Source organism: uncultured Shewanella sp. (assembly GCF_947501665.1).
Taxonomy (GTDB): domain Bacteria; phylum Pseudomonadota; class Gammaproteobacteria; order Enterobacterales; family Shewanellaceae; genus Shewanella.
The window spans coordinates 37,837-55,185 of sequence record NZ_CANMWS010000002.1 but is presented as its reverse complement, the minus strand read 5'-3'; the positions used below and the strand labels follow the sequence as shown (position 1 = coordinate 55,185).

Annotated in this window: 11 protein-coding genes and 1 pseudogene; 9 read left to right on the top strand and 3 right to left on the bottom strand. The window is 36.7% G+C overall.

The features are described 5' to 3' along the window. The first annotated feature begins 807 nt into the window (after positions 1 to 807). The 4 genes and pseudogenes from Q0976_RS01740 to Q0976_RS01725 all read left to right on the top strand — a co-directional run bounded on the left by Q0976_RS01740 (position 808) and on the right by Q0976_RS01725 (position 6,123). A complete protein-coding gene (locus tag Q0976_RS01740) occupies positions 808 to 1,929 on the top strand; it encodes a peptidoglycan-binding domain-containing protein (protein ID WP_299490280.1) in 1,122 nt (373 codons plus the stop codon). Further along, positions 1,926 to 2,342 carry a hypothetical protein gene (locus Q0976_RS01735; RefSeq protein WP_299490277.1) on the top strand — a complete coding sequence of 139 codons (417 nt, stop codon included), beginning with the start codon at positions 1,926 to 1,928 and terminating at the stop codon, positions 2,340 to 2,342. The genes Q0976_RS01740 and Q0976_RS01735 overlap by 4 nt, the downstream gene beginning before the upstream one ends. A gap of 920 nt (positions 2,343 to 3,262) precedes the next feature. Further along, positions 3,263 to 4,513 carry an HD domain-containing protein gene (locus Q0976_RS01730; protein WP_299490275.1) on the top strand — a complete coding sequence of 417 codons (1,251 nt, stop codon included), beginning with the start codon at positions 3,263 to 3,265 and terminating at the stop codon, positions 4,511 to 4,513. Between the two features lie 261 nt (positions 4,514 to 4,774). Continuing rightward, positions 4,775 to 6,123 (top strand): annotated as a pseudogene (locus Q0976_RS01725) (ISNCY family transposase). A gap of 6 nt (positions 6,124 to 6,129) precedes the next feature. On the opposite strand, the gene Q0976_RS01720 reads toward Q0976_RS01725, so the two are convergent. Continuing rightward, the gene (locus tag Q0976_RS01720; protein ID WP_299490273.1) at positions 6,130 to 6,720 is read right to left on the bottom strand and encodes a tyrosine-type recombinase/integrase; all 591 of its coding nucleotides are present in this window, start codon (positions 6,718 to 6,720) and stop codon (positions 6,130 to 6,132) included. Positions 6,721 to 6,828: 108 nt separating this feature from the next. Between Q0976_RS01720 and Q0976_RS01715 the strand changes: the two genes are divergently transcribed. Beyond that, positions 6,829 to 7,092, top strand: coding sequence for a hypothetical protein (locus tag Q0976_RS01715; protein ID WP_299490271.1), 264 nt, complete (start codon positions 6,829 to 6,831; stop codon positions 7,090 to 7,092). A gap of 522 nt (positions 7,093 to 7,614) precedes the next feature. Beyond that, positions 7,615 to 9,270: a leukocidin family pore-forming toxin gene (locus tag Q0976_RS01710; protein WP_299490268.1), complete on the top strand. Its 1,656-nt coding sequence runs from the start codon at positions 7,615 to 7,617 to the stop codon at positions 9,268 to 9,270. Here Q0976_RS01710 and Q0976_RS01705 read toward each other — a convergent pair. Next, on the bottom strand, positions 9,267 to 10,418 hold the full coding sequence (locus Q0976_RS01705; RefSeq protein ID WP_299490267.1) for a helix-turn-helix transcriptional regulator: 1,152 nt from the start codon (positions 10,416 to 10,418) through the stop codon (positions 9,267 to 9,269). The genes Q0976_RS01710 and Q0976_RS01705 overlap by 4 nt on opposite strands. 259 nt (positions 10,419 to 10,677) lie before the next feature. Between Q0976_RS01705 and Q0976_RS01700 the strand changes: the two genes are divergently transcribed. Continuing rightward, on the top strand, positions 10,678 to 11,487 hold the full coding sequence (locus Q0976_RS01700; protein WP_299490265.1) for a DUF2306 domain-containing protein: 810 nt from the start codon (positions 10,678 to 10,680) through the stop codon (positions 11,485 to 11,487). Between the two features lie 43 nt (positions 11,488 to 11,530). Here the strand turns inward: Q0976_RS01700 and Q0976_RS01695 are convergent, their stop codons facing one another. Next, positions 11,531 to 12,931 (bottom strand): dual specificity protein phosphatase family protein, encoded by a 1,401-nt coding sequence (locus Q0976_RS01695; protein ID WP_299490263.1) that lies wholly within the window; start codon positions 12,929 to 12,931, stop codon positions 11,531 to 11,533. Between the two features lie 1,655 nt (positions 12,932 to 14,586). Between Q0976_RS01695 and cysD the strand changes: the two genes are divergently transcribed. Beyond that, on the top strand, positions 14,587 to 15,495 hold the full coding sequence (cysD, locus tag Q0976_RS01690) for a sulfate adenylyltransferase subunit CysD (RefSeq protein WP_299490261.1): 909 nt from the start codon (positions 14,587 to 14,589) through the stop codon (positions 15,493 to 15,495). Between the two features lie 180 nt (positions 15,496 to 15,675). After that, positions 15,676 to 17,100 (top strand): sulfate adenylyltransferase subunit CysN, encoded by a 1,425-nt coding sequence (gene cysN, locus Q0976_RS01685; protein ID WP_299490259.1) that lies wholly within the window; start codon positions 15,676 to 15,678, stop codon positions 17,098 to 17,100. Positions 17,101 to 17,349: the final 249 nt, after the last annotated feature.

Below are 17,349 nucleotides of genomic sequence, written 5' to 3'. Positions count from 1 at the left end.
TGTGTTTTGACACCATTGGTTTTCAATGGTGTCAATTTTCCCAAAGGCTTTGTGCCTATAAATGAAGGCTGACGACATTTTTATTTTAGCTTTTTACTTTTTTTGGTTTAAAGAGTGTATTGGCAGTATTGAGCTTTCATTGTGTAAATTGCTGCCGCAGGCTAAAGTCGTGGGTTCCCACCCACACAGGGTTGTAATAAACTAGCGTTTGCCTTTTTGGTATTGGAAAATGTATTTATCGTTTGCATGTTCATGTGGATTTATCGCTTCCAGCGGGTTTTGTGTAGCTTCCTTTGTGGCACGCTGTTAACTCATCCCTGAGCGCTCTGCGATTTCCTCCCTGAAGTCGAAGGCCACAAATGCATCTACACTATAATTTAAAAAACCAAATCTATGTGTTTCTTCGAATTGTTCGTGTTCTGACAAATCTCAGAGCGGCATGGCAAATACAGGTTCAGAGCCTCATAGGAAGCCGAAAATGCCGTGATAGCGGGGAAGACGCGCTATTTAATTACAAACTTTGATATAAACGCGATGCCTCACTTTTTAGTATTCTTCAAGAGGGTTTATTTTTGCCTTAGTCAAGGTGAGCTGGTGTGTTACCAGTGATAAGCCTTGTTTATCACTGGTAGAGGTATAGCTCATGATTTTTTGTATTGTCCAAAAAACTCATTTCTGAAATTAGCTTTTCAACTTTGCGACATACCCCCCATTTTTTATCATTCATAAAAATAACCCTTGAGTTAGCAATGTGTTAGCTGTATTTCTGTTACCTTTTTTGCACACATATGAAAACAAGGGATTGTTATGAGTTGTCAATGTCATTACTGTGTTTCGAGGAGAATCCAAAGGCCAATCACGCCATCATCACCAACGGCACGACAATCTATACGTGAACTCAAACAAAGGGAAAATCTAGCCTATATCGAACGAGAGAACTTAGCACAAGCGACACAATCCCATAAACCGTGCCCAAGTACGACAAGTAATATTGAAAAACTTGAACTGATAAAGAAAAACGAACAGAAAAGTGAAGCTAGGTTTGATGATAAAAATGTGGCTCCTCCTCTTAAATCACAATTACTAAAAAATGAGGAAAACCTTAATTCATTGGCTTTAGGTGCTTTTTCTTCACTTAAAATGGGCATAAAAAGCTTTGAAGTATTAAAGGCACAAGAAGCACTGATTGCGGTTGGATTTGATTTAGGCAATAGAGGTGCTGATGGCCATTTTGGTCAGAAAACAATTCGAGTCGTCAAACAATTTCAGAAAAGATATAAGCCCACGCACAATACACATGAGCAGTATGAATTCAATACCATTCATGGAGAGGTTGATCGAGGCACTATCTTAGCATTAGATGAGGCCTTATGTGAAAAATGGAAGTTCAAAGGATATGATTGGGCAAATAGTGAGTTTGGTATGTTATTAGGTCATGTGGAATCAAGAAATGATTATTCAGCTTACAATCGAACAAAAGGTGGATTGAAATCATTTTTTAATACTGACCTAGATCAAAAAACTGTTACAGAAGTCATTGAGTTACAAAAAGCAAGAGAGGCATTTGCTGTTGGGCGGTTTCAGCTTATTCCTATTACATTGCAAGAAGCCGTACGACATTTATCGATTAATAAAAATGACACTTTTGATGCATTAATCCAAGATAGGATCTTTAATGAATATTTAATTAAAGTGAAGCGGCCTAAAATCATTAATTATTTAGAATCTGATGGGTCAATTGAAGATGCTATCTATGATTGGGCTAAAGAGTTTGCTTCAGCTGGGGTAGAAAAAGGAAGAAAAATCAGCAAAGGAAGGATTGCAGTAGGTGGAGAGTCTTATTATTCTGGAGATGGTTTAAATAAAGCACATTTATCAATTGAAAAAATGAAAGACGTATTACGTAAATCTAAAGAGAACAGCCAATGAGATTATTACCTCTTCTTTTACTTATCTCTTCTTGCGCGCATTCTGGAGAGGTAAAGCTAGATGTTGATTCTATTTTGAACAAAGAACACTATTCAAGTGTATTCAAACAAGCTTTTATCAACATATATGATCAAAAACCTAATTTTAATACGGAGGATTATTTATTCACGTACTCATGTGGGGGAGGTGCGGTATGTGGATCGGTATTTGATCCATCATTTAATGATTTCATTAGTCTTCCTGATGATTTTATCGGCGCTTCTGACGTTCAAGCGTTTAAGGTTGAATTTAATGCGTTAAGTAACAAAGTTTGTATTTGGGGGCAAAGTGCCTACAATGCGGAATTGTACAATGGTAAATGCTTTATTTATAAAGATAAAAATTTTAAAGAAAGTAATATCCCTTCTAAATGAAATTCTTAAGCCAGTGATAAGCACTATTATCACTGGTAGAGGGTAATTTAGTTTTTTTAAGAAAAACTAATGACTCCAAAGTATCAATAAAGTTTTGTACTTTTTTATACTTTTAGTGTGGTATATATGTTGAATTAATATATCATAATCAAATAAAATATTCGCTGTATTTTTCTTGATTATTTTAAATTCATAATATCATTATTATTAATGTAATGATTTTAAAATGATACTTCTAACCTTTTTTATTTGAAGACAGAACCAATAAGTATTTAAAATCAATGATAATATAAAAGTTACCATGATTATTAAATTATAAATAAAAATTCCTTTTTCAAAAATGTATCTAGAAAATAAATATAAAGAAATCACTTGTAATACAACTCTGAAAATAAAGAAAGATATAAAATCAACGAAATAAATTATTTTATTTAATTTTATCTTTCTTAATTTCATGTAATTTATTATATTGTATGAAATTGCTGAGGCTTGTTGAACAAAAAAATATAATGTAATAATAGGAACGTAATTAACAAGTAGAAAAAACAAACTAATCAAAAAAAATACAAAATGATGTATTTTATCAATGAAAGTAATGTGCTTATTAAATACTATTGCCGATGAAATAAAGTGAATTAACATTGTAGACATTATCATTTTTTCATTAAATGAAGTTTCTTGGTAAATATAATAGTTATTACTATCAATAATTATATTGAAAAGTATTATAGGTATCAGTATAAGATAATTGAATAAAGAGCAAAGGAAGTAAACTGATTCCTTTTTTCTAGAATTCTCGAGTATTATCTTATATATAAAATAATATAATGGAGATATAACTAAAATATATATAGTAAAAATCAAAATTACACCCTTATACACTACAATTATGTAATGTATTATAATATGAAATTCATATTTTGAACAAAATAATTACAGATCCTGTTCATGGAAATCTTATCTTAGACTTAAAAGACCGTCACGATTTATTTTTGTCTAAAATAATAGAAAGCTCTTTATTTCAAAGGCTTAGGTATATAAAGCAGCAGGGGGCAATGGATTTTATCTTTCCTGGCTCTACCCACTCTAGATATCTTCATTCTATTGGGGTGCTGCATATTTCAAAATTATTTCATCGTTATACTGATTTATTAAATGATCAAGAGGATTATAAGTTATTAACTACAATTGGGCTTATTCATGATTTAGGCCATGGACCTTTTAGTCATGTTACTGAATTAATTCAACATAATCTTCTTGGAACATATATTTGTCATGAGGAATGGTTATTACGTATTTTAAAAGAAAATTCAGAAATTAGAAAGATTATTGTTGATGAATATGGAGAATATTTTTTAGAAAAGATAATGTTTGTTATTAATGATAATGGTAATAATAAGATAAAACTACTATACTCTAGTCAAGTTGATATAGATAGACTAGATTATTTATTAAGAGATAATTATTATTCTGGAATAAAAAATGGTACGTTTGATATAATAGCTATTATAAATAATATGAGATTTTTCAAAAAAAATAAAAAGATAATGATTTATTTTAAAGAAGACAATGTCTACGATCTAGTTGAGTTTTTTTATGCTAGATTTTCTAATTATTCAAACATTACTGGTAGTTATAAAGCAGTTTCTATAAGAGGTATGTTTATAATTTTTTTCAAAAATATTATAAAAGAACAAAAGGATAACAGTTACTTACCTTCTAAATATTTCTGCATGCTTATTAATGGGAATACTATTTCTCTAGAAGAATACTTAATGACGAATGACAGTTCTGTTATGAATTTTCTGATGAATTTTAGTGGTAAAGAGTTAGAAAGCATAGCTAAAGATATTATCAATACAAACCTCTACCCTTGTTTTGAAATAAAAGGTTTGACAGAGAATTTAAATCTTTTATTAGATGAATATATGGTTGGTAATAATATGATGGCTACATATAAAAGAGATTTCATAGGATATGATAGTAAAAAAAGTGAAATATATATAAAATCATCATCAAATGAAATGATAGAGTTATCTCAATATAGCCAACACATGAAGATATTGAGTGAATTACAAAATAAAATATATGTTGTAATAAAACCAAGTAATGTCAATGAAGTCTTATATGAGCTGAAAAATAAAGGTTTTAATTTAATTAAGAGGTTGTAGTTTTTTTGTTTTGTATATTGTGATTGTTAATTTTTAAATGTCATTTTTGTGTTTTTTAAAATCTGTGTGGAATTGAGACTTTATGAAAATAAATAGAAAGATAATTTCCCTCAAAAAGTCTCTATTTTACATAATAGAGAAAGTACGAAACGCGACTTTAGGCTTTGTAGATCCAATATAGTGATGTCACATTTCCCCAACTTAGAGATGTCACATTCTGCTATGCTGAGTAGACATAATCCAGCATATTAGATTGGTGTCATGTTAATTACGATGAGTGAAGAAGAACTGCACCGCATTGGTGTTATTAAGGACGTTTGCAATAAACAATTAACCCAACTAACCGCCGCGTCGATGTTAGGACTGACTCGCCGGCACACACACAAAGACTCGTCAATCAATTTCGCCAAAGCGGTGAATCAGGCCTTGTCTCTAAACGCCGTGGACAGCCTAGTAATCGCCGCTTCTTGCCTGAGTTTCGAGAGAAAGTCTTAACGCTCGTTAAGCAAAAATATGCGGATTTTAAACCGACCTTTGCCTGTGAAAAGTTAGCTGAGTTACACGGTATAAAATTGTCCAGTGAAACCTTAAGGCAATGGCTAATTACAGAGGGATTGTGGCGGGTTCGCAAGCGTAAGCAGAGAAAAGTCTATCAACCTCGTCATCGTCGAGATTGCTATGGTGATTTGGTGCAAATTGATGGCTCTTACCATGATTGGTTTGAAGGCCGTTCGGCGAAGTGTTGCTTATTGGTGTACATAGATGATGCAACGAGTCAGCTGATGTCATTGCATTTTTGTGATTCTGAAACGACGTTTGATTATATAAATACCACTCGTGAATATATTGATAATTACGGTAAGCCTACCGCTTTTTATAGCGATAAACATTCAGTCTTTAAGGTTAATTCACCCAGCCGTAAAAGCAGTAAACAAATGACCCAATACGGTCGAATTTTATACGAGCTGAATATTGAGTTGATTTGCGCCAATAGCTCACAAGCTAAAGGCCGAGTCGAACGAGCCAATAGAACACTCCAAGACCGTCTCATAAAAGAAATGCGCTTAGCAGGCATCAATACCATTGAACAAGCGAATGCATGGCTCCCCGAGTTTATGGCGAACTTTAATCGTCGTTTTGCTTGCTCTGCTTATTCCTCCCAAGATGCGCATCGTCCAGTAAAAGAATCCGCTGTTGAACTGGACGATATATTTACCAGACAAAGTAGTCGTACAGTCTCAAACTCACTGACATTACAATACGATAAAGTCATTTATTTACTTGATCCAACAGAGAAAGCGAAGCGGTTAGTCAACAAACGGGTCATGATTTATGACTATCCTGACGGCACGATAGCCATACGCTATTGTGGTGAAGACTTAGCATATAGTGTGTTTGATACCTTAAGGCATGTTCAGCAAGGTGAAATAGTTAGCAATAAACGTTTAGGCGCGGCATTAGCGTTTGCAAAAGAGAGTCAAGCAGAGCGAGCGGAAGAACATCACCGTCATCGAAATAAGAAAGCAGGTAGTAGAAAGGCACAAGCAAGATGTATTAATGCCGTGTTTATGGATGAAGTGGTATTTAAGCCGAGCTTAACGAAGGAATAAAGCCTATTACCAAAGGCTTTCAAATCGAGCCCCAGCGATGCGAGTATAGTTCACTGTATGCTTAGGATCTCTATGGCCTAAATAATCTTGAATGAGTCTTAAATCATAGCCTTTGTTTGCTAAATAATAGCCACAAGAGTGCCTTAGCATGTGTGGATAAACTGGTGATATTGAACATAGGTTAGCCGAACGCTTAATGATGTAGTTAATTGATTGCCGAGTTAAAGGCTGGTTTCGTTCGCTGATAAATAACCAGGGAAGAGTATCATTTCTTTTCGCCAAATAACGTTTAATCGCGCGGAGTTCATCACCTGCAATAGGTTGCTCTACTGATAATCCATTTTTTAGTCGATTCACCCATAAACGAGATTGTGATAAATTTAAATCAGTCAACTTTAACGAAATAAGCTCACTAACTCTAAGTCCATGGCGGTACATCATTAATAAGCAAAGATAATCACGAATACCATGCCTTCCTTTTTTAGCGGCAGTCAAAAGCTTAGATATCTCATCTTGTGTTAAAAAATTCTTGTTCTTCTCATGGCCATTAGTTACTGCATCAATCTCACTTTTTACATTTCGCCCGTTGAACATCATGATCCTGCTTTACTGTAAACCCTATCGGGACTATACCTTACTTATCTAACTTTTTACAAAAAGCGCCTTTTGTAAAAAGTTGTTTTCGAATGAAAAAGGATAAATGCTATGGATGAATTGTTTGATGAAATATTAGGTGAATTGGATAATTATATTGCTCATGGTAGAGGCGATCCCTTACTGTTTATCGATGAACTTCAGAAACGCTTATCATTACATATGACAAAAGAAGATATTGTTTTTCCGTTAGCAGAGTTACGCCGTAGTGTAGGACAGTTACAAGCAACAAATAATATGAAATATCACCGTTTATCGCTTGAACGATTATATGAATTAAAAACCAATTGTGAAAAGAAGATCAGCTTTCATTAAGTGTTAATGCTTAACCTCTATTGATTTATCCATAAAAAAAGCCCTGAACAAAGAGGGCAATTGACAATCATTGAAGTGGATATCAAGTGACTATAAAACACCTGACATAAAAAGTTTAGTAGAGATATTATTTATAATGTGACATGACTACTTTGCCCAACTATGTGACATTTGAAACTTGCCTTAACAGCGACTTTAGGCTTCGAATAAAAAGAGCGATAAACGTCTTAAAATGAGCCGTTATCTTAGCAAAATTAGTGAAAAAATCACATGCCAAAAAGTGGTCTATTTCATCACTTTGATGGTTGAGACTGATTGCGGGTTGAGTGGCTTATAAAAGAATAAAAATGTGATTTTGGGGGATAAAAACGTGAGGGTGTTTGCGTCTATTATGTCGGATTATGCCGATACCTTAAAAAGGGGAAGGCCAAAGTATTCCCCTTTTTGCTTAGCTAAATGTCTAATTGCTGTTTTTTTCTTAAAAAGATGATGATAGTTAAATCATCAAAGGAGGGAATGTGCATGATAAGTCAAAGAATAAAAATAGAATTGTTACTTAGGTGGTTTTATGGACTATTGGCTTTTTTATGGGTGCTATTATCCCTTTTTTTATTCAGTCTAGCGGGGCAAGTACTGGCCGCTACAGTGATGATGGAACAGGTTAAATCGGCACCGCCGAGGTTACTGGCGATAGGCAGTGAAAAGAGTGCGTTTCTTGATTTATTCACGACTGAGCATCAAGTGTCTCATATCAACATGGAAAATGAGTCATTTGATGGGCCTTTATTGAATCAAGACCTTTTAAGTAGTCAGTTAAACAGTCCACTAAACAGTGCGTTCAATAGGATCAAACAAGCGGATGTGTTGTTTGTTGATTTTGCCCAAGCCGCCCCTATTGAAAGTGCGTCATTTCAGCAGTTGATTGCGTATTTACAACAGGCTCAAAAGTGGCAAAAGCCCATTTTTGTGGCGAATGGTAATCAACAAAGTGCTCATCTTTGGCCGATTCAATTTGAGTCGCCTATGGTGTTGATTATGCCTCAAACAGATCAGTCTGACGTTATAGTGATCTTTAATGATCAACATGAGGTTAATCAACAAGCGAGTACGGCTCGACTCCCCTATGGCGCATCAACTATATATGAGGTGCAGTTTGATAAACGTATTGCTGCTTCAGGTTCCCAGTTTTCACCTACCCAAGCTTTATCTGCAAATGACTCTGACATCAATTTATCTTTTGTGCAGATCCGTGCTCAGTTAAAGAGGATGTTAAAACGGCCATCACAGGGTCATCAAGTCATTAATCATCGAGTGTCTGCTCTGCCTAAGGTGGGAGCATTGAGCAAAGATAGTTATATGAACACAGGTGGGCAGGTGGGTTATCCATGCCCTGCTAAGGCAAAGATTGAGCATCTTTGTTATTCGGCCATTGTGATGAACGACTTATATTTATTTGAGCAAGATGATGCCAAATTGAATGTGGTGCACGGTTATTCTTTTGCTGCTTATCGTACAGAATTGGGCACCAGTATTTTCGTGAGCCCTTTTGGCAGTGCCAATCCGACATTAACCCATAATACGGATGTTGATAGGGGCTTTTTTTTAAAACAAGTCAAACCTGAAGTGAAGGTGAGCGCATCAAGTGCGGCGGGGTTAATGCTCTTTAAGCGCAGTCCTGAGAATCAAAACGGCACCGATAGAGTGTCAACGTCATCTGGCATGGGGCTGAGTTTATCCGGCGCGGTATCCAATAACCCGTCATTGGGCGCGACGATTAGTTACAGCCAAAGTCGCTCACAAATGACCAATTTAACGGACTGGCGCACAACGACTTACTCTCATTCTGGTTATGATGCCAATTGGGATTATCATTTTAATAAATATATAGAACTAGAAGATTGGGTAGTGGATAAGCTGTTGTCGAAAAAAGCCCGTTTAAAGGAAGTGCCGGTGATTTCGGCCCACGGTTTACAGTATTCAGCGGAGGCGATTTGGTTTGGTAGTCATCAAAAGGTGAGTGGGGTTTTTGAGTTTACCGTGAAAACCACTGTCGTGAATGAACGTTTGTATTTTGTTAAAAATAACTTACTGGATTGGGAACTGAGTTCAACCCATTTTTCCCACGGATTACATGCTGGTGGTGAACGTTTTAATACTGACTGGTTAAAAACACTTTAGTTCACTGCGGGCTCAGCGAGTGTTTTATTTTGTTGCCGATATTGATGAGGGGTAAAACCTGTTTGAGCTTTAAAGGTTCTTGTGAATGGACCGATAGAGGCAAAACCACTTTCAAGGCCGATGACTAATATGGGCCATGTTTGTGTGTTGGGTTTGACTAATAAGGATTGGGCATGCTCAATGCGTAATTGATTGATAAATTGATTAAAACTTTTACCCTTGAGGTGACTACGCACAAGGTGACTGATACGGTATTCCGATACCGCCAATTCACGAGCAATATCGGCGACTTTCAAGTTGTTTTGTAAAAATTTTTTTTGATTAAAAAATAACTCACTCATCTGCGCCGCAAGTATTATATCTTGCTGGTTTAAAGGCTGGTGTTCTATTAAAGGTTCTGGTAGTCGAGGGTTTACTGTTAAGTATTGGGTTGCGAATGCCAATGGAGTGGTCAAAGAGGGAGCTTGATTTTTGTGACACCTAAGTTGACTGCGGGGAAAACTGTAACACCAGAAGATCAGCACTTGGGTATTGAGCAGCATAAAGAGTGTCACAAAGGCAATGATATGGGTTGTCATTTGTGGCTGATCGGCATAATAGCTTTTTGCTATTTTACAAATGACGACAGCGAAGCTAAATGCACTTAAAAATAATAGGCGTTGGGCTTTTTCTGTTTTTGTAGCGTGTTTAAATCCTCTACAGCCCTCCCAAAAGGACAACACTAATATGGTGGATGATAATAAAAGGGTGAGCTCACTAAGCATCGCCTTTGTCAATATGCTTTGCTTTATATCCCATTGCCATTGATTACCAGCAAATAAATAACCTTGTTTTATCATGATTAATGCTGCAATCGCAACGGCCAGTATAATGTGATGTAAAGTAAAAGGTTGATTTTTTCTAAATAGGCTACGGGCTAATAACCAGTACGCATTACATGTCGCACAGGCGCCCATACCAATGAGATATTGATAAGCGCCGAGTGTATTACCCGTTAATTTTTGTGTTGTTGCAAGCGCAACTGAGGCGCAAAAGAGAGCAAAAAGAAGGTGAGAGGTGTGTTTTTTTATGGTGATGGCTTGAATGAATAAGCACGCTAAGCAAACGCTAATATTGATTGTAAACAAGGTGGTGAGTGGCATATCCATTTTTTATTGTTTATTCCTGACAATTGACAGTGCTTAATCGACTTAATCTAATTTGGGCTTCATTTTTATATTCCTTCATTATTGGTGATAACCCCTTTTTCGTCAATAACCTATGGTCATCTATTAGATAAGTAGTCACAAATGATTCACAGAGAAAAGCAAGATAATGTTATGCCGAATTTTAAATTCGGCGCGATTAATCACTCAAATCACTTCATGATTATTGTCAATTTTTCAGTAAATTAAAGGAGAGTTATTTGTGATTTACTTTTCAATTGACAAGGACAAAATGGGTTTATTGTCTGCAAAAAAAAGCATGCATCATGCCATTATGACTTGGGGGGGGATTGCATTAATAGGGCAGTGGCTGTTTTCGGCTTATATTTTTATTTTGTATGCCATGCCATTAGTATTAGGCATTACTAAACAGGCAGAGTTGGTATCGCCGACAAGTGGTTATGATGCAAGTGGCAGTGTTCAATCTGCCGTTTTTTTTGGGCATATTATTCCCGCCATTATTCTGGCAATCAGTGGATTATTTCAATTAATACCTCAAATGAGAAAGCGGTTTGTTCATTTTCATCGATGGAATGGGCGAATCTTTTTTACCTTAGGGTTAGGCTTGAGGTTGAGTAATCTTGGTGCGATGGGCATTACACTTAATGGATTACTCATTCCTATTGCGGTGATTTTGGCATGGAAATATGCAGTGAGTCAGCAGTTTGCACAGCATAGGCGTTTTGCTGTACACAGCTTTTTGTTAGTGAATGGTGTATGGACATTCAGGCTGTATTTAATGGGTTGGTATATGCTTAATCAAGGAAAGAATGGTAATACTTCCACACTGGATGGGCCGGTTGACATTTTCTTTTCGTTTGCTTGTTATTTGCTGCCTATGTTGGTGGCCGAGTTGTATTTCTGGGCTGTTCGCCAAACATTGGAGCGAGTCAAATGGCTGATAACGGGTTTATTCATTCTAGGCTCTGGGATCACCTTATTGGGGATTGTTGCCGCATTCATAATGATGTGGTATCCCAGAGTCAATAAAATATTAATGTTAATAGGGTAATCATACTCAGGTTCGATAACCTGAGTATGATTAAGCGAGATTGTTATTTGTTTACCAGCGATGAGTAGAAGGTTTGTAGTGCTGTGATATCTGCTGGACGCTCAACGGCTAATTCATGGCCATCGCTTCTAACAGAACGCACTGCATCACAAACGGCTTTAGATGCGGTCACTATTTTAGTGCCGTGATAATGGGTCGTGATGGTATCTGTGGTGCTTGTTGGAAGAGGTAATGATAATTGACTTAAAACATAGGCGCTTTTGACAACGCCTGAGCGACCATCTCCAGCACCGCAATGAATGGCGACTTTAATGCCTTGGCTTTCAAGACTGTTAATTTTATCTGTGATAGCTTTTAATTTACTGGCAGGAAGTTGTCCATCATCTAAAAAATCTTCAATATGAAATTGACTATCATCAATATGTTGAATACCTGACTCTGCTAATATTGCGGGTAATGTCGGGCTTTCGTTGGCGCCGATGGAGATCAAGGTGCCTATGCCTTGCTCTTTGAGAAAGTGTACATATTGCGTTAAGTTTCCGCTAGGCCTCTTGGTCGACATTAACATGTCACCTGGCGCATAATGGGCATTGAATGCCGTCATTTTACTGAGTGCTGAATCTAATTCAATGATTGATATATTGGTAGGGGCTAATTGATCCATTGCCGCTTGTAAATTAAACACGACATTGTCATCATCGTCTAATTGAGCTAATGCTTGAGTGAGTGAGAAAACAGTACCGTCATCGTTAGCCGTGTTATTTAGCAGTGCTCGATTTAAATCTTGAACAGAATGTTCATCTTCATTCAATCTAGACAGCGCCTCTCTCAAATAGATGGCAGAGTTTTCGTTATCTTTAAACTCGCCTAATGCTTTTTGGAGATTAAAAATAGATCGATCATGTGACTCGATTTCTTCTAATGTGCTTTGTGCTGTAATATTTGACAAGTTTAGCGCAGATAAATTGACGCTGTTTGGCTGCCCATGAATAGCTGAAATATTGAGAGCATCCATCATGGTTGAGCGATTTGTTTGATGGATATTAGACAAGTTAAGTGCATCTAAGTTAAAAGCCGGTTCAGAAGATGATGGAGGTATTATTGAGCGGTTAAAGTCCTCTAAAAGTGCTTTTGTTTTTCCTGTTGCACTTTGCGTGTCAAACAATAAGTCAGATATATCTTCATCAAGGAAATTATCATAATCGAAAGATAATGCAAATTTGGGATGATGATTATCATCTAATAATGAGAGAGTGAGTGTTGCTCCAGTCGAGCTTTGATGGATATTGGCAGAAAATTGATCTTGATGGTGTTTTTCACAGAGATCTTTTAATGCTAGGAAGTGGGTTAATGCATTTTGTGCATGGGCTATTTTCGAATGGGATAAAAGCGCGGATTGATGATCTTCTTTCGCAGTGAATATATCCGTGATTAATTGAGCCATAGACTGTTTCTTTGTGCTGCAGACCATATTATCTATTTTAGATATTACGTTTTTTGGGGGCAATGAAGATGTCTCTGATAGAGTGTGAGAAGGTTCATTATTTGTATGAACTGACGGCGAACTTGTTAGTGATTGTCTGGTTACAACTGGCATTTATCTTATTCTCTTTGTTGAATTTTTTATTAGCTTCTTAAAAAGTCGTTGAAGTTATGATTATTATTTTTATGTATGGTGTTTAAGTACAGGTGTTAAGCCTTATGCTTTATGTGTTTAATAGAGGCAGTAATTTACCTTTGTCTGTTTTTGGTTGGTGAATAGTAAATAAAAGTTGGCTTTTTATCGTATCAGGTAAACACCTTAGGTGATGTTTTTTAATTTAATAAAAACAGGTAGATAACTTATTTAATCTACTTTTTTGAATATGTATCAGTATTTGTGCATCTGTTTTGTTTACGTTTACTTACCTATATTTACTTTTTATTGTGCTTGATAGGGTTAACGATAATGCTATTTTTTTTTAATGACTCCTCATATTATGATTTCTATATTGAAAATCATTTACCTTTTAAGCTATTAATATTCAACTTGTGGGATATAAAGGGGTTATTTTGTTTCTATTTTCGTCATTTAAAGTGAATATTAACATTAACTATTATTTACCAATTAAAGTGAGTAAATTTAAAGGTATTAATTGTACTTGTTGACAACGGTGAAGTGATGTTGTTGACGATTTGGTTCTCTTTATTATTCCGAATATGTCGTCATTTATTGTTACGGCTTAGGTGAAACGTTGTTTTTATTGACTTGGTGTGTGGTTGTTACTTTTTAATAATTTTGATTTACTGTAAATTTATTAATCAACATGATTTATATGAGTTTTTTTTGTATCTTCTTGTTAATTTATTGATTATAAATATTTATTTACAAAGTAGAAAGATAAAAGTTAATCATGAACGATGATATAGGTAACGACGATAGAAACAAAGGTATGAAAATACCATTTAGTATTCAACACCATTGTTTTATTTGCAGATTAATTTATCTACTCCACTAAAGTCATAGATTATATAAAGGCGTATATTGGCACTTTATGACACGTTAAAAAATAATATTTTATCCATGTTGACTTTGTTGTGATGTATTGGCCAATTATCTTTTTGTGTATGCAGTATCGTTATTTTGTGATTCTTCTTCATTATTGGCTTCTTCATCATTGAGAAGATGTTTTGTGGGGGAGTTAGCGTCTGTTTGTCTTTAGTGATGAGGACTTGGCTTGTGTTCAAACACCGTTATCTGTTCATGCAATACTACGAAGGGCATGCACTTTATGATTAAGGGCAAGGTGTCTTGAACTGAGGTAATAGAAGAGGCAAATTTAGGCATGACTTTTTCCTTCTTTGACTCATATTCGAATTATTGATATAACTTTTATCTCCTTTACATCACTTATATATAACTTAAGGTTATTAGTTGATAGATTTCAGTCTAGGTTTTGGGGAGATAAGATTGGCGATGACTCAGGTTTGTCCTTTAGAATGAGCCTTAATTGATTTGTTAGCTTTATGTTGTTGTGCCTTTGAGAGGAAATGCTGTAGTTTAATGGCAACCTCATTTTAAGGCTTTACTTAGGCTTATATTTTTAAAGTAGGAAGTGTATGGATCCCATTAGATTGACACATTTAAAGGCGCTTGAAGCTGAGTCCATTCAGATCATGCGTGAAGTGGCCGCTGAATTTGAAAACCCTGTCATGCTGTATTCTGTGGGAAAGGATTCATCGGTACTGCTTCATTTGGCGAGAAAAGCTTTTTATCCCGCTAAGATTCCGTTTCCCTTAATGCATGTGGACACCAATTGGAAGTTTAAGGAAATGATAGCCTTTCGCGATGAAATGGCTAAAAAGCATGGTTTTGATTTAATCGTGCATAAAAATCCTCGCGGACTGGAAATGAATATCAGCCCGTTTACCCATGGCAGTGCGAAACATACGGATATCATGAAAACCGAAGGCTTGAAACAAGCATTAGATATGCATGGTTTTGATGCCGCTTTTGGTGGGGCGCGTCGTGACGAAGAAAAGTCTCGCGCGAAAGAGCGTGTGTATTCTTTTCGTGATAGTAAGCACAGATGGGATCCGAAAAACCAACGACCTGAATTGTGGAATATTTATAACGGTAAAGTCGATAAAGGCGAGAGTATTCGCGTGTTTCCTCTATCCAATTGGACTGAGCTGGATATCTGGCAATACATTTATCTTGAGCAGATTGAAATCCCTTCATTGTACTTAGCCGCACCGCGACCCGTTGTTGAGCGTGATGGTACGTTAATCATGGTCGATGATGAGCGCATGGAACTTAAAGAAGGGGAAGTGGCGACAGAGAAAATGGTGCGTTTTAGAACCTTAGGCTGCTATCCATTGACTGGAGCGGTGGAGTCCACTGCAACCACCTTACCTGAAATTATTCAAGAGATGCTCTTGTGTACCACCTCTGAGCGTCAAGGACGGGTCATTGATAATGATTCCGCAGGCTCCATGGAGAAGAAAAAAATGGAAGGCTATTTTTAGTCTACGCCATTTAGCCTCATTGAGGGCGAGCATTGGGGTAATCGTGTTTTAAAGCCGGCTTTGTTTGAGCTAAGCAGTGTTGACTGAGCTGGGTTAACAAACAAAGAGACAGGTAAAAATTTTAATCTTTGCAAGTCAAACGTGATTTGACTTGCAATGGCAGCACCAAGGATTAACAAGATGGCTGATAATAGTACGTCGTTGATTGCTTCTGATATTGAAGCGTATTTAAAAGTTCATGAAAATAAAGACATGCTACGTATTCTGACCTGTGGCAGTGTTGATGATGGTAAATCGACTTTGATAGGCCGATTATTGTTTGACAGCAAAATGATTTTTGAAGATCAAATGGCTGCCATTGTGAAAGATTCTAAGCGGTTTAATACCACCGATGAGTCCTTTGATTTGGCCTTGCTGGTGGACGGTTTGCAATCTGAGCGTGAGCAAGGGATCACCATTGATGTGGCGTATCGCTATTTTGCCACAGAGCAGCGTAAATTTATCATTGCTGATACACCGGGGCATGAACAATACACCCGCAATATGGCCACGGGTGCTTCAACGTGTGATTTAGCGATTATTTTGATTGATGCGCGTCACGGTATTCAAGTGCAAACCCGTCGCCACAGTTTTATTTGTTCTTTACTGGGCATTAAGCATGTGGTGGTGGCAGTCAATAAAATGGATGCGGTGGACTATGATCAAAGTGTTTACCAAAACATTAAAAAAGAATACCGCGAATTTGCCGATGATTTAAGTTTTACCGATGTGCGTTTTGTGCCTATGTCGGCGTTAAAAGGCGACAATGTGGTGAATGAAAGCGCCAATATGCCTTGGTATCCGGGGTCATCTTTGTTAAAGCTGCTCAATACGGTATCGGTTAATCACGATGCACATCAGTCATTTCGTTTTCAAGTACAGTATGTTAATCGCCCTAATCTGGATTTTAGAGGCTTTAGTGGTACTGTTGCGTCGGGCGATATTCGTGTGGGCGATACGATAGTGGCTTTGCCATCGGGTAAAAGCAGTCAAGTGAAAGCGATTGTCACTTTTGATGGTGATTTAGAAAAAGCGCAAGCCGGTGAAGCGGTGACTCTGACCTTAGAAGATGAAATTGATATCAGTCGAGGTGACATGCTGGTTCGTCCCCATGATTTACCGCATTCGAGCGCACACTTTGATGCCGATGTGGTTTGGATGACAGAAGAGCCGTTACATCTTGATAGAGAATATGTCATTAAGGCGGGCAGTCATTCTGTCTTTGGTTTTGCTGAGTCGATTGATTATAAAGTGGATGTGAATACATTAGATAAAATTGATACTCAGCAATTGTCGCTCAATGAGATTGGTCGCTGCCGTTTTGAAACGACCGCGCCTTTGCAGTTTGATGCTTATGAGACAAACCGTGCAACGGGGGCTTTTATTGTCATTGATCGTTTAACGAACGTGACTGTGGGCGCAGGTATGATAAGAGAAGCCGTCTTAGATACGACACATAAATCTGAAAAAGCACCCCATGCTTACTCAGAGTTTGAACTTGAAATGAACGCACTGGTACGTAAGCACTTCCCTCATTGGGGCGCTAAAGATATTTCTCATTCATAAATGAGTTTAAGGGTTAGGCGGCTTTCTTCTGAGCACGCCTAATGCCCTTTTGTTTATGCTTGTTGCTATAGCGGCGCTGCTTTTCAAAGGGCGTTATTGTGTGTATTTCACTGATTAATAGCTTATTCGTAAACCGTTTATGGGCTGAAAGTTATTATTTAGTCGCGAACTATTGTGTTTTGTATTTTGCAAAATGAATAAACGGATTCATTGATTAACGGTTTATTTTGCTTTAATCATCTGAGGTCT